10 protein-coding genes are annotated in these 14,381 nt (G+C 33.2%); all 10 read right to left on the bottom strand.

Annotation, left to right across the window (positions count from 1 at the left end; genetic code table 11):
- Positions 1 to 400 (bottom strand): leucine-rich repeat protein (locus Q9Q97_RS16145; RefSeq protein WP_306158923.1); only part of this gene is annotated, 400 nt, incomplete at its 3' end.
- 2 nt (positions 401 to 402) lie between these two features.
- Positions 403 to 873: a hypothetical protein gene (locus Q9Q97_RS16140; RefSeq protein ID WP_306158920.1), complete on the bottom strand. Its 471-nt coding sequence runs from the start codon at positions 871 to 873 to the stop codon at positions 403 to 405.
- Between the two features lie 75 nt (positions 874 to 948).
- Positions 949 to 2,961, bottom strand: coding sequence for a BspA family leucine-rich repeat surface protein (locus Q9Q97_RS16135; protein ID WP_306158918.1), 2,013 nt, complete (start codon positions 2,959 to 2,961; stop codon positions 949 to 951).
- 2 nt (positions 2,962 to 2,963) lie between these two features.
- Complete coding sequence (locus tag Q9Q97_RS16130; protein WP_306158916.1) at positions 2,964 to 3,431, bottom strand: hypothetical protein; 468 nt, start codon at positions 3,429 to 3,431, stop codon at positions 2,964 to 2,966.
- Between the two features lie 107 nt (positions 3,432 to 3,538).
- Positions 3,539 to 4,996, bottom strand: coding sequence for a hypothetical protein (locus tag Q9Q97_RS16125; RefSeq protein ID WP_306158914.1), 1,458 nt, complete (start codon positions 4,994 to 4,996; stop codon positions 3,539 to 3,541).
- Positions 4,997 to 5,051: 55 nt separating this feature from the next.
- Positions 5,052 to 5,972, bottom strand: a complete 921-nt coding sequence (locus tag Q9Q97_RS16120) for a DUF5977 domain-containing protein (RefSeq protein WP_306158912.1) — start codon at positions 5,970 to 5,972, stop codon at positions 5,052 to 5,054.
- A 2-nt stretch (positions 5,973 to 5,974) separates the two neighbouring features.
- Positions 5,975 to 6,847, bottom strand: a complete 873-nt coding sequence (locus Q9Q97_RS16115) for a DUF5977 domain-containing protein (protein WP_306158910.1) — start codon at positions 6,845 to 6,847, stop codon at positions 5,975 to 5,977.
- Positions 6,848 to 6,907: 60 nt separating this feature from the next.
- On the bottom strand, positions 6,908 to 7,276 hold the full coding sequence (locus Q9Q97_RS16110) for a tail fiber assembly protein (protein ID WP_306158908.1): 369 nt from the start codon (positions 7,274 to 7,276) through the stop codon (positions 6,908 to 6,910).
- A gap of 25 nt (positions 7,277 to 7,301) precedes the next feature.
- Positions 7,302 to 8,462 carry a hypothetical protein gene (locus Q9Q97_RS16105; RefSeq protein ID WP_306158906.1) on the bottom strand — a complete coding sequence of 387 codons (1,161 nt, stop codon included), beginning with the start codon at positions 8,460 to 8,462 and terminating at the stop codon, positions 7,302 to 7,304.
- 92 nt (positions 8,463 to 8,554) lie between these two features.
- Positions 8,555 to 14,374: a hypothetical protein gene (locus Q9Q97_RS16100; RefSeq protein ID WP_306158904.1), complete on the bottom strand. Its 5,820-nt coding sequence runs from the start codon at positions 14,372 to 14,374 to the stop codon at positions 8,555 to 8,557.
- Positions 14,375 to 14,381: the final 7 nt, after the last annotated feature.

Raw genomic sequence — 14,381 nt, 5'->3', positions numbered from 1 at the left:
GGCTTTCAATAGTTGTAACTTTAGGAAATCTATAACTTGTTATTGATGTGCAATTGTAGAAAGCCGACTCGCCTATCGATTCTACGCTGTCTGCAGTAAAATCCAACAAGGAAGTACAGTTGTAGAATGACCTTGTTCCTAATGAATTTACATATCCTTCGGAATCATTAAAATACGTAATATTAGTATTTCCATTAAAAGCATTAGAAGGTATTTGATAAATTATATTTATTTTAAAATGAATATCATTACCAACTACTTTAAAATCTTTAATTTGACTAGCAGCTACACCTATTTTTGTGGCTAACAATGTTGGGGTATTTATTGTTCCTGCAATGCCTCCAATAAAAGTGTTAGGCTTTGATTTTACTCTTCCAAATATTGTTTTTCGTAATCCCATAATTATATGCCTAAAATCATTATTGAATGCTGACCTTCATTTTGCATGAATGTAAATATCTGTTTTTCCCCTACTGTAGGAGGAGCACCAAATTCAAATGTTTTTGGAGCTGTAATAGACCAGTTTAATGATGTTCCTATTTTTGTGATTCCTTCGAAGCACATTCCTGAATTAACAAAAGAACTTGGAATTGTCAATGTTCCTGTACCAGTAAATTTTACTGTTTTTCCATGCCATATATTTTGAACAGTTGCTGGCAATGTTACACTAATTTGATTTGAAATATCTTGTTTGTTCGTAAAATCGATATCTCCGCTTCCGAGAATGGATTCTCCATTGATTGTTTTAAAATCTAATGCAGAGGTTATGTCAGCAAACTCCAGTTCACCACTGGAGTTTGTTCTTAAAATTTTATCAGGTTGCTGATTTGTTTCCAAATCAGCGACTTTTATTCTATTGTGATTTGTACTCATTTTTTTGGTATTTTTTTAGTTATGTAGTAAGATGTTTGTTTAAAAGAGCCTTTAAACAAATTTTAGAGAATGCTTTTATATTCCTCCATCAGTAATTACCCAGTTATTTGGAGAACCTGTCAATATAGCTCTTCCTGAGCTAGAAGCTGAAGTATAGTTGGCTGTTCCAAATGATATTGTTAAATCAGGTTTTATAGGTCTAGAACTCCATCCGTTGTAAATAGCATCTAAGTTGGATGATGAAAAATTACTAGGGTTTTTTGCAAACATAAAATTTGAAAAATTAATAACGTTGGAAACGTTCCATGAGCCTATATTTTGGTTGAATGCGAACGCTCTATAAAACATTTGACTCATATTTACTGCATTTGAAGTGTTCCAAGAGCTTATATTTTGATTAAAATTGACTGCACTTAAAAACATATCCCTAAAATCTGTCACATTTGATACATTCCAAGAACCTATGTTTTGATTGAATGCTGAAAAAGAAAAAGTTGCATTCATACTAGTTACAGCAGAGGTGTTCCAACTTGTGATGTTTCTGTTAAATTGAGTATTGTTAAACATGTAGTTCATATTGACAGGAGAAGATGAATTAATAATCCAATTGTTTATGGAATCACTTCCCCCATTATTATATGCTGAAGCTAATACAAACATTGAAGAAAAATTCGTTACACTTGATACGTTCCAAGAACCAATATCTTGATTGAAATTTGTGGCACTTTGAAATATAGACTGCATATTCGTTACATTTGACACATCCCAAGAACCTATTGGCTGATTGAAAGCTGTTGCGTTATTAAACATTTGCTGCATATTAGTAACATTAGAAGTAATCCAAGAATCAATATTTTGATTGAATGCAGTAGCTAACCTAAGCATGCTTTGCGTTGTTGTGACCTTTGACATATTCCAGTTACCTATCGGTTGATTAAAAACTGTTGCACCGTTAAATACTCCAAACATGGAAATACTAGATACTGTACTTAACACCCAATTATTTATTGTGATACTTCCTCCATTATTAAAAGATGTATTACTAGCAAACATTGATGAAAAATCAATGCTTTTTGAGACGTTCCATGAGCCAATATTTTGATTGAATGAATTTGCTCCTTGAAACATTGATGCAAAAGTTGTCACATTGCTAACATCCCAAGAACCAATATTCTGGTTAAAAGTTGCTGCTCCTGCAAACATACTTACAAGAGTAGTAGCGTTTGAGACATTCCAAGAGCCAATAGGTTTATTAAAATCTTTAGCGCCTTGAAAAAATCCGTAAAAACTTGTACCGCCTATTGTATTTAGATTATCTAAATTTTGATTAAATCTTGGACTGTTCAGTAAAAATTGTGACCAATTAGAAACGTTTCCTGTATTAGTTAAGTAAAGTTCCGAATTAAAAAGGGTCATTCCGGATAGCATTAGATTGACATCTGTTGCAGATGCCATATTTATTGATATACTAGAATTAAAACTTGTAGCACCTAATAAAAAATTACTAAATAACGTTACATTATTCATTGTTGTTATATTTAAAGGCATATTCAAACTAGTACATCCAGCCAGTAAAAGATTGCAACTAGTTACAAGTGAAAAATTCCATTCATTAAATTTATTAATAGTAGTTAGCGATGTACAATTTCTAAAAAATTGATTGCAACTACTTAAATTACCTAAATCTAATACATCAGATACTGCATTTAAATTTAAATTAGCACACCCAAAAAAACATGAGTGTATTCCTGCTGACATTTTTAAAGTCCCCCATCTTGATACAGATAATATTTTCAATCTATCTCCCATATTATTAAATTGCCATCCTGTACAAGTTCCTTTTATCTTTATTGTATAATCGCCTGCTAGAGCATAAGTGTGAGTAACCTGCGCCTGATTCCATGCGGTAATTGTATTAGAAGTTCCATCTCCCCAATCTACTGTGAAATTATACGTTCCTGATGCAACTAAAGGCAGTTTTATTTGTGTAGCTGTACTAGATCCAGTAGAGGTATTAGAAGTTCGCCAAGTAGATACAAAAGAGTTTTTACTTTTTCCGAAAATAGTATTTTGAAGTAAAGCTCCCATAACTACACTCCCAATAATAAAATACTATTTGTAGCTCCTCTTTTTGTAAAAGTAAAAATCTGTTTTTCGGCTGTTACAGAAGGAGTTCCAAACAACCAAGTATGTGGCGCAGTAATTACCCAAGTTACAGTTGCTCCCGGCAATGTGATTCCGTTAAAAATAAAACTTTGAGGTAAAGAAGCGGGAACTGTAATTGTACAGCTAGATGTAAAGAGAACAGTCTTACCATGCCAATTGGTAGGAATAGTTTGATTTGAATTTACTTCTATTTGATTCGAAATATCCTGTTTATTTGTAAAATCAATATCTCCGCTTCCGAGAATGGATTCTCCATTGATTGTTTTAAAATCTAAGACAGAAGTTACATCTGCAAACTCCAGTTCACCACTGGAGTTTGTTTTTAAAATTTTATCAGACTGCTGATTTGTTTCTAAATCAGCGACTTTTATTCTGTTGTGGTTTGTGCTCATCTTTTGTTTTATAAAGTTGCCTAGCCAATTATCCATTAAAAAATGTAAAATTTGTATTTAGGAATTTTACTTTTACTAATATTTGTTAAAAAATCAGCAATTAGTAATTAATCTATAATAGCTTTGTTGTATTGATTCAAAGTGTTTTCAAGTATGTCTAATTTGGTTCTCGGAAATTTTCCATTTGTATATAGAATGGCTTTTTTTAAATCTATCCATGGTTTATTTGAAGTTATTAAACCAAAATTTGATACTAAATTAAAATTGTCTTCTAATCCTAACCCCAAGACAAAACAATTTCCCTGAAATTCTAGAATTGGTTTTAGATAAGTATAATTTATGTTATTGTTATCAATTGAAAGAAAATAGCTAGTTACATTTATTGTGCTATTAACTATTTTTATAGTACCTTCTTGTCTTCCACCAGCAAATCCTTTAGTTGTAATAACTGCATTATTTAAAATTACATTAGAATAATTTACACTATGGAATAACACCTCAGTATTGGTGTAAGATACTGTACCACTTAAAAAAAGTATTGCATTATTATTAAATCTATGAAATCCAACATTAGAAGAAATAACTGCTCCTGTCTTATAATTTATATTTGCATTAGAGTTAAAGAGAGGACAGTAAGAGACCCAGTTTGGAAATGAATTAGGACTGGATATATTACCATGATTGATATTAAATTTATTAACCCAACAACTTATTGAAAAAGTATTATCATGGGTTATATTGTCAAAATCCAAGAGCCATTCACCAGCAGAGTTATAACCGGCAGCAAACAATGAAGCTCCTGCTCCTAAAAATGAAATGTTTTTTGCTTTTATATAATGCGATAATTGCATTACACAGGCTCCTACTAATCCTTCAGATCCTGTAACTGATAAGTTATCACAATCTAATCTAAACCCTCCAATAATACCATTTCCAAATGATGCATTTTTAGTGACATTTTTTGCTTTAATAATTATATTGGTTCTATTTGCATTGTTACCAAAAGATGCCGATGTTGTAGGCGATAAATTTAGAGTACCATTATTTAAGGTAAATATCAACTGTTGTGTTGATATACCATATAGGCCATTAAATGTAATATTAACTGTTGGAGAAACTTCGGAATGTAATTGAAATGTCCTTGTGGTGCCATCATTTAAGCTTCTTGATATAGTAAAAGATGTACTTGATAAGATCTCTATTTTAAATATGTTTTGATATGAAAAAAAGGCATTAATTGCAGCATTTAAAGTTAGGTAGGGTTTATTCCTGTTTTCTGGCTCGGCTGTAGAGTCATTTCCTGTACTAGAGACAAATATTACGCCGCTAACCAATGGATTAACTTCTACTTGTTTATCAGTTACATTAAAAGAAGCTCCTTTAAATCTTATAAAATCTGACGTCTTAAATTTTTCAACCCCTAAAGAGTCTTGAATAGATATATGATTTGTTGAAGAAATAGGATTACTAAATTCCAATTCTCCATTTTCATTTGTCTTTAAAATTTTATCAGGCGCATTTGTTTCCAAATCAGCGACTTTTATTCTGTTGTGGTTTGTACTCATTTTGTGTGGTATTTAAAATTGTAATTTATTATTCACTTTCTAGGATCAAGCAATTTTAAAACTCACATTCTAAAAATACTTCGCCTGTTGCATTTGCTACAGAAAGTGTAGGTCTGTTGTTTGTTTCAGGAGATGAATTGTTTTTATCCTCATTAGAAATAAGGAAAAAGTTATAGGCTTGCTGAGAGACTAATAAATCTAGTTGAGCAGAAGTTAAAGTTATTTCGTTTTCTCCTGTTGAATTGGAAGGAACAGAAACACTACTTATAAATGTAGCAGGATCCCAATCATCCCAATCGTTTAACTGAAAGTTTTGATTAAGAGGAATCTGTATGTTAGCTCCATACAGATTAAAAGTGAGCGCATTACCAACTGTATTTTGAGAAAGCCTGAATTTTATTTTAGCAGTTTTAGGTTTTGTCGTGATAGATGAAGTATCAATAACACCTCTGTGTCTGCTTAGATAAAATTGAGAACCATTAGTGCCTCCTCCAATTTCACGATTTGTAGTATTTTGTGAGTCTGCAGAAATAGCATTTTTACATTCATTCCATGTTGCAGCACTTTTTTCAAATACTACAGATTTGGCTGCTTTAAGAATTAATAAAACAGGTGAGGTAGGATCAATTGTACATGTTCCAACATTATTAGCATAAGTTTGTGCATTATTTTCCAACCAGTTTAGAGCTTTATTATTTGCGTCTCTAATACTTTCATTCGAAACAAATTGATTAGCATAAGCCGTAAGAGTTACCGAAGTTCCAGTTTGTCCAGCACCACAATTATCTTTTGTTACTGTTTTTGTCAGAGTCATATTGTAAAATCTTTCAATAGGAGGACATTCTAACAAATCTTGAACGGGAGCAATATAATCTGGATCTGTAACAATATTTGGCTTAGTTTCTCCCGTTGAAGTACCATCGTCTGTAAAATATCTTTCTAAAGTTTCAAAAGATTTATATCCTGTGTTTTCCATATTTAATAAGTTATTACAACCTTCGCTGTAGAAGAGTTTTTATCGTACGTTATATATCCAATGTTTGTTACCAGATCAATATTATTTACCCAAGTAGGTGGTTTTGGAATGTTTTTAGAGAAAGTAAGTTGCTGAACTTGAGAGCCACCTATGTTGATGAAATCATATTCGGCATCTACTTTTTGCATTGTTCCTCCGGAATAAGTTATAATTTCAATATCAATATTACCTGTGCCAATTTCTCCGTACCAAGCTCCAGCCATTCTAATAGGAATAGATTGTAAAGAAGCATAATCAGAAACCAGTTTATTGAAATTGATTAAGCAAGATTCGACTCCATTATCTTTTTGATTGTCTCCAGCATGCATAAGATACGATTGCATAGCAGTACTATTATTTGGCAATTCAGTTCCATGATTGTGACCATATCCCAAATATTTATTATCCCACTCTGTTCCCGTACTGACAAATCCTGTAAATGTGTCAAAATCATGACCTGCACCCAATGCCCATTTGTATTTAATAAGCATAAAATCAAATGGAAGCAGCGTTGTTAATGGTTCCAGTACACAAGAAGAATTTTCTCCTCGCCATGCGGTTGGTCTAATATTGCAAATTCCGATATTATTGGCATGAGCTTGCGCATTTGCATTTAGCCAGGATTGCGCCTGTTCGTCTGCATCTGCTACACTTTCTGTTGAAACAAATTTATTAGCAGGAGCAGTTAGAGTTACTTGATTTCCAGCTGTTCCATACGTGCAATCATTCTTTTTTACGGCTAAATTCTTTTCAGTATTATAGTAAACCGTTTCACCTTCCGCTGGAATATAGTGATCTAAGTAAGCGAAAGGTTTGTATGTTATATTTTCTTCCATATTTATTTAATAAAGAATGGTGATTTTTAAATTTTCGAAGATCAAAAAATGGCGATTGAATTATACTGGTGCATTTGGCCAGATAACATTTACCACATCTTCCAAATCAGTTAAATCTCTTAGTTCTTGTCGGTAATTTTTCCAAGCCATTTTTTTCTCTTCAGAAAGAGGAGCATCTTCTACTTGTGTCCAATCACTTTCTGTTAAAAGAGCATTTCGTGTAGTTCTAAGATTTGATAAAAGATTTTCTTTATTTTGAACAAAAGGAACATGAGTATGCTTGCCTTCAATTACTTTATAATTTTTTGACAATGCTTCCTGCCATTCTTTTTCAGTTAATTCAATATTAGGTTCAGGAATATTTTCATGAATTTCTTCCACATAAAAACCTGTGTATTCTCCGTTTTCGTTATAGGTTCCCTTATACATAATTTTTTATTTTTTAAGTTTATAATTAATAGCCAATTGCGAACATATAACCAATACTGCTGTCAATAAGAGCATAGTAGCTACTCTGTGTAATATTTCCAACGTGGTTGTATCCTCTGCTTCCTGAGCTTGTTCTTATAGTAGAAACCATAACACTCAAAGCACGATTAGGCCAAGTTAAAGGAAAGCTATACGTGTTGGCATTATTTATCAAATAGGCCCATTGCAAAATAAGTCCGTTACTGAATTTTTGATAGCCTCCATTTCCAAATGCAAGAACACCAAAACCGGCATGCCCAGCATCATAATCAGAACCAGGAGAAGTTGAAACCGAACCATCGGCCATTAAAAATTGACTGGAAGTTCCGCCGGTTTTGATAAACCCTTTCGCTTCAACTGCTTCAGTAAAGGTTTTATTTCCTCCTATGCTTTGAGGAGTTGTTAAGTCAACATATTTGGTTTTTAAATCTAAATCGGATAAAGTGACAGCGCTTTTAAACCAGTAATCTACTTCGATATTACGGTTGCTTACTACAGCAGAAAAAGTAATGATTCCGTTATCATAATTTACAACATAATCTTTACCCGTTCCTTCTCTAAGCAGCTGGCCATTTTTATAGATTCGAACACTATCTTTAATAGGAAGTTCGGTTAAAGTAATTTTATCGCTATTAAAAGTATCTCCTTCAAAATTTTCTTTAAACGGCACAGATAAACTTCCAAGAATTGGGTCAGCATTTGGATCATTTGATTCTTCATTACTATTTTTAGCCCAATAGTTTACTTCGATATTTCGATTAGTGACTGTGTCCGAAAAAGTAAGTACTCCACTGTCGTAGTTTATAGTATAATCTTCAATTTCTTTTAATAATTGTCCATTTTTATAGACTTTGGCGCTGTCTTCAATAGGAGCTGGATCTAGCTGAATCGATAGTCCAGTAAAACTATCCTGAAAATTTTTGAATGGAACATAACAATTGCCAGCAATAATTCCAGCGTTTTGAAAAGCGGCTTTTAAAAGTGCTGGAGTGATATAACGCGAATTATCTGTTCCTGTTTCGACCATTTCGAAAGTGGCCCTGTCGTCATTTTTATGAACGAAATTGTCAAAAATTTCAACAAAGTCTGAGTGTGATGGAACATCTCCATTATTGAATTTGTTGTGAAAGTCATTTCTTGTTACCATTTTATTTAGTTTTATTTCTTTGCTTAAATAGTTTTTTAATTGAGATTCTGATATAAATACCAATGAGGTATTCTCATTGGTATTTATTAGTTTTAAAGAGTTAGGATTTTTTCTTCACTGCTTAGCATTCCCGATGAATTTTCAGAGATTACTTTGAAATGATGATAAATTCTTTCGCCGTTTTCATCTTTAATAATCAGTTCATCGGTTTTTGATTTTGTCGCTAGTAAAGGCAGTACAACTTGATCTAGATTCGAAGAAATCTCATGAATTTTTTCCCAGTTGCCCTGATTATTCATTTTGTATAAATGATATTTACCTTTATAAGCCGTTTTTTCCCAATTGAAAATGACAGGTTTTAAAATCTCGCCATTAGTTCCTGTAGGAGCTCCCGAAGCTTCTAGAGTTGGAGACTCAGGAGAAACCGTATCAACAATTGCTGTTGCCGTAATTTTTGAAGGCTGAGATGGAGCATAATCAATATGTGGTTTTTCAGTTGTTGATTCTGAATCTGCATATTCAATTTCTTTCGAAACTGTAATTCTGTAAAAAAGACCATCACCAAAAGGAACATATTCTAAATCTTCAAAATCGTCGTAAACCGTCCAGACATTTTCAAAATTGGCAGACAAAGTATTTTCATCTATAACAATCTCTTTTGCCAGCTTCATGGTTCTTATTGATTGTGCTTCCAGCATTGTTTCAGCACGGTAAATATTGATTTTTTTGATTTTATATTGTGGCTGATACGCATTTAATTCAATCTGAACAGCAGGCTTAATTCCGAGAACCTGATTTTCAAGAATTGGCATAATTCTTTTAATTTCTGGTGTTTTAGGCGGAGTGGAAGCAACTAGTTTTACAGGTCCTATAAAATCACTGAACAATCCAAAATTCATCTTGATGTCCATTTCGCGAACAGCGTAGAAATAAACATTCTGCGAATTTCCATCCAAATTAAAATCGGTGAATTGCACTTTGTTTTCGCTATCGCTAATGACTTTCATCATTGGAGCAATGTCAAAATCGGAATCGGTTGGTTTTAAGGCGTTTCCATTTTTATCCTTAATCGTTTGTTTTTTATTAATTGGGATATAATCATTCCCTTTAATATGCTCATAAACGACAGGAACTTCTGTCAAAGGAACAAACGCAGCCTGAATGGCTTCTTGAACAAAATGAATTGCCAATAGAGGCTGTTGAACTCCTTCGTCTACAGAAATTAAAACTTGGTTAAGCGATTCTAACGAAATAATTTTTTCTGCCTTTTTAGTTGTTTTGTCTAAAGTGCTGTTATGCCATTTAATAAAATCATTAACTAATTTTATAAACTCTTCGTTGTTTGGCAATGGAAATTGATAGTTTTTGTCGGGATCATTTTCTGGCAAAGTTTTATAATGTCCTCTTTGTGCAAGAGCATCAAAATCTAAAAAGTCGTTCCATCTTTCTTTAAAACTAACTTCATCATTTCCGCCTAGTTTATCCAATTCTTCACGAATTGTACTTACTGTTTCAGGCTTGTATAAAATATTCAGAAAATCTTCATCATTGGCTCTGTAATGTAATAATCCATAAGGTTTACGGCCAGATTCTGCTGCGTACTCTGTTGTAAACGTGTACGAAGAACGATTGTAAAAATCAGGACGAGTTGCATAGAGACTTCCTCCGATAATTTCTTTAGGTTTTTCAGTTTTCTCCACTTTAACAGCATACATCGGACAGGGAATGCTAATTTTTGATTTGTATTCAAATTTAGGCTGTATGGCATGCGTACTAATTCCGAAAATAGAGTAGTGCGTACTTTCATTTTCTCTTGGCTGAATATTTTGTGCTGTGATTCCAGATGCGGGATCTGCATACAAATAAACTTTGTAGCTTGGATAATAATTTACACTCTGAGAAACATAATCTTCATCAGGGATTGTATTTACAGCGCCTAAAATTTCATCATAGTTTTCATCCATTGTTTGAGCAATGTAATCGCCAAGTTTAAAATCAGGATCGTCAATGTACAAGACTAAATCTCCAGTTGTTCCAATGTTTTCTGTTTTATAAACTTTAAATTCTTTTCTCGATTTTACCGGAACAGTATTTCCTAGCTGCATAGCGCTTTTTGTAAACAATCGTACGACTCCGTTAGACCATTCAACAGAATTTTCTTTTTCCGATTTGAATTGAGTATGTTGAGGTAAATTAAAACCGGGAAAAGTGATTTTATATAACCCTAAATGTTTTTCGTCATCTAGTTTAATTGGATCTTTCTCTTGATTCAATTTGTAGGAGCCATCTGCGTTCATTTCATAAGAAACTTCCAATACTCTTTCAATTACAGCATCTTGCCAAATTCCTCTTGTTTTTTCTAATTGCAAATTATTACCATTTTCATTCGAATGATCAATAGCTTCTCTATGAATAACATTTAAATTGGCTGGATACTGAACATCAAAAGCCATTTCTGGCTGATGCCAATTAGCAGCTGTTTGCATATTTTGCACCAGCGTACATAACTTGCTTTCTGGCATTTTAATGCTTTTAATTTGCTCAGAATCTATTGTTGCATCTCCGTCAGCATGAAGTTTGTCGGTTACTTCTTTTTTCAATACTTCGACTAAAGCATAATCAAAAACATCATTGTTTTTATCGTCCTTTTTAAACTCAACTTGAATATTTTGAATTAAATAGTTTTCGTCTCCAATGGTTAAAATTCCGGCATTAAATCTAGCTTTATTGGTATTGTCAAGACCAATTTTTACTTGCTGACCGCTGCTGGTGATTTTGTATTCTCTTATCTTAACGATTGAAGTCAGATTGTCTGCGGAGCTGTCTACAATATCATCAATTTGACCGTATTCAACCTCTGGAAGTCCATCTTTATAATACAGTTTAAAATGGTCCGCAAATATTTCTTTATCATCAGGAAAAATAGAGTTTTTGTCTATTTCTGCATCTTGAGCAGTCATTTCTTCAGGAATAGGATAACTGATAAGTTCTTGAGAAGAATTATAATCGAACATCATTCTAACCAATGTTTTATCACTTCCTGTAATTTTGCTTAACAATTGCTGTTCAGAAAGCGAAGTAAACATCAGAGGTTTTTCTTCCGTAACTAAAAGTGCATTAATATTGCTCGGCGGCATTAAATTATTAGCAGGTTTAATATCAGATCTAATGCTGATCTGACGCCCTGCTGAAGCTCTCGAAAAAATATTAATTCCGTATCCTTGATAGATGTAAAGATTATCTCCTGTTTTTTCTTGAATAGCATTTAAAATTGATTTTCCAGACTCAGGAATAATAATCGGAACGGTTTCGTAATTAGATTCTTTTAAATTTTGATTGACACTTTTGTATTCAACATCATAGGATAACTCTGTCCATGTTGTTTCTGTAGCAATTTTATAGTCAATTCCTAAATAGACAGGGAATGTAAAAGAGCTTCCATCGTATTCTAAAGAAGATTGGAAGAAGTCATTTTTGGATTTCGGATCTATAACATCATAATCCATCACGTCATCCATAAATAAGCTTACAAATCTTTTCTTTCCATCAAAACTATAACCGTTAGCATCTGTAATTCGAGCATTCGGATTTTCGTCTGCATCTACATTTAACCCAGGAACAATTTTACTTAACTGTACCGGAAGAGGCATACGCTCTGTGTTTATGGAAGTCGGAATACTCATAGAAAGATGCTGTACTTCTTCTCCAATAATGCCGTCTTCCAAACTACCAAAAGTGGTATATTCTGTTAAGTAAATATATTCTCCGTCATAAACTTCTTCATCAAGATCTAGACAGCCTAATCCTAGCATACGCGCAACGTGATAGTCGTTTGCCGCAATGTTCAAAAGATCGAGATAAGATACTTTGGTTAAATTTTCCGCATAAACTTGTTGTTCTCCTTCTTTTGGTTCGTTTACAGGAATCTTATCTCCAAAAGGAATCTCTTTTTCTGCAGTTGGATTCTCTGGTTTTTCACTTAAAGAAATATATTTAGAAACAATGCTTTTAATGTTTTCGTCACTAATATCATTTTCGACAGTTGGTCTGTTCCATTTTGTGTGGTAATTTTTAATGTTGACATATTCGCCATCGTTAAACTTTAGCCATTTTCCATGAACCGCATTTAGTTTTGGCTCCAGCTGTTCAAAAACCTTAAAATCATCTTTGGTTAATCCGTATTTGCCTTTTAAAAACCAATCTCCATTAGCATTGGCATTTGTAATAAAATCAGAATAAAATTCCAGCTGAACTGATTTTAAAAGACAATTGCTTGCTTTAAATCGAATGCTTCTTCCATTTTCAGCCACCAAACGAATAGGATTGTTTAATTGTGCTGAAGTATACGTTTTACGATTGGTTACGCATTTGGCAGCGGTGATTTTATTTTCGGCAACTGACAGTGTTTCGAGCTTAACATTTTTTGAATTATTTGAGGAAGAAAAATCTAATTCTGCAGCAAAAAACAAATCTGTTTTGGTTTCAATTTCGACCAGACTGTTTCCGTAAAGCTGCATAAAGGCAGTTGGATTTGTCAGCGGATCGATGGTAACTCTAATCGTTTTATATTTTTTGGTGTCTAGAAAGTTAACATAAACAGATCTTTGCGGATTTGCCGTTTTGTAAATCCAAAGTGCTTTCTTATTATCAACAACATTCGGATTCTGAGTTAAATCTATGTTTTGACTAATTTTAGTATAAGGCGCTCTGTATACTTTGACAAAGTCCTCAGGTTTGTTGAAACTTAAATTAGAACTTTCACCAGTGTATAATTCTCCTTTTGGAAGGTGATTTTGTCCCAATTTGCCAGCCAGCGTCCAGCGAAGATGAATTCCTTTTGTACTGTCAATTCCTCTTGAACCTGCCGCTGCAATTTGCAAATAAGTCGATTGCAGATTGGTTTTGTCTGAAGAAATATCGATTACCGACGACTCTCTGCCAATATTAAAATTAATGCTGATACCTAAAGGATTATAAACATCACTGAGCGATACAGGAGCCGTAAAACGACCAAGAGCTAGAGCTTTTCCTTCAACTCGAATTGGAACTTCAACTTCAGATTTTCCAGGAATGGTAACCGAATTTTCGAGCTTAAAAATAAGTCCGTTTAGGCTTTTTTCGCTATGAATTTTTGTTCCAGCATTTAAAGTTAGCGGAACACGACTTTTATTTTTAAGAACCAAAGTGCCGCATGGTTTGCTAACTCTAATACCTTTTTTTAATGTTGGATAAACCAAATGATCCGCAGTAATGCTTACATTTGGAAAACAGCCAATTTGTAAAAGAGATAAATCGTCAGCCAATTTGTTTAATTCCATTCCTAGAGTACTGAAGTCAGGAACTCTAACATAATCTGAATCTAAAACAGAAGTCTGGTCATTTTTGAAAATTGGTGTTCTTCCTAAAAAGTTAGTAAGAGGCGTAGTTAGTTCTTGCATAGTATCAAAAGAACTTGTCACTCCGTATACAAAAACTTTTGAGGTAAGGTTCAAATCGGCAAACAGATTTTTTAATAATTCAGAATTATTAACCTGCATACCGTCTGTAATTATAAAAACGATGTCTGGAGTAACAGGCAGATTTTTAGCAACATTTAAACCAGATGCCCAATAGTCCGATTGTATGTAAGCCCTACCATTTCCATATAAATTAATCCAATCTATAAAAGAGCCTTTATTGCTTGAAATTCTTTTTTCGATTACGTTATCGGGTCTAACAGCAGTATCGCTGTTAGACATTCCGATTAACGAAAGTGTGATTTTACTTTGTGACTGAGAATTGATAAATAAAGCTAGCCCTTCACGAATCTGCTGCGCTTCATCGCCATTGATAGAACCCGATTCGTCTACTACAATTGCAACATAAGTTTCACAGCCAGAAAGTTGGCTTTCTTGAAGATTTATAGAACTCATTTTTCTT

Origin of the sequence: Flavobacterium sp. DG2-3 (assembly GCF_030730925.1) — a bacterium.
GTDB lineage: Bacteria > Bacteroidota > Bacteroidia > Flavobacteriales > Flavobacteriaceae > Flavobacterium.
Note: the sequence above shows the minus strand (reverse complement) of the source record. Positions and strands in the feature narration are given on the sequence as shown.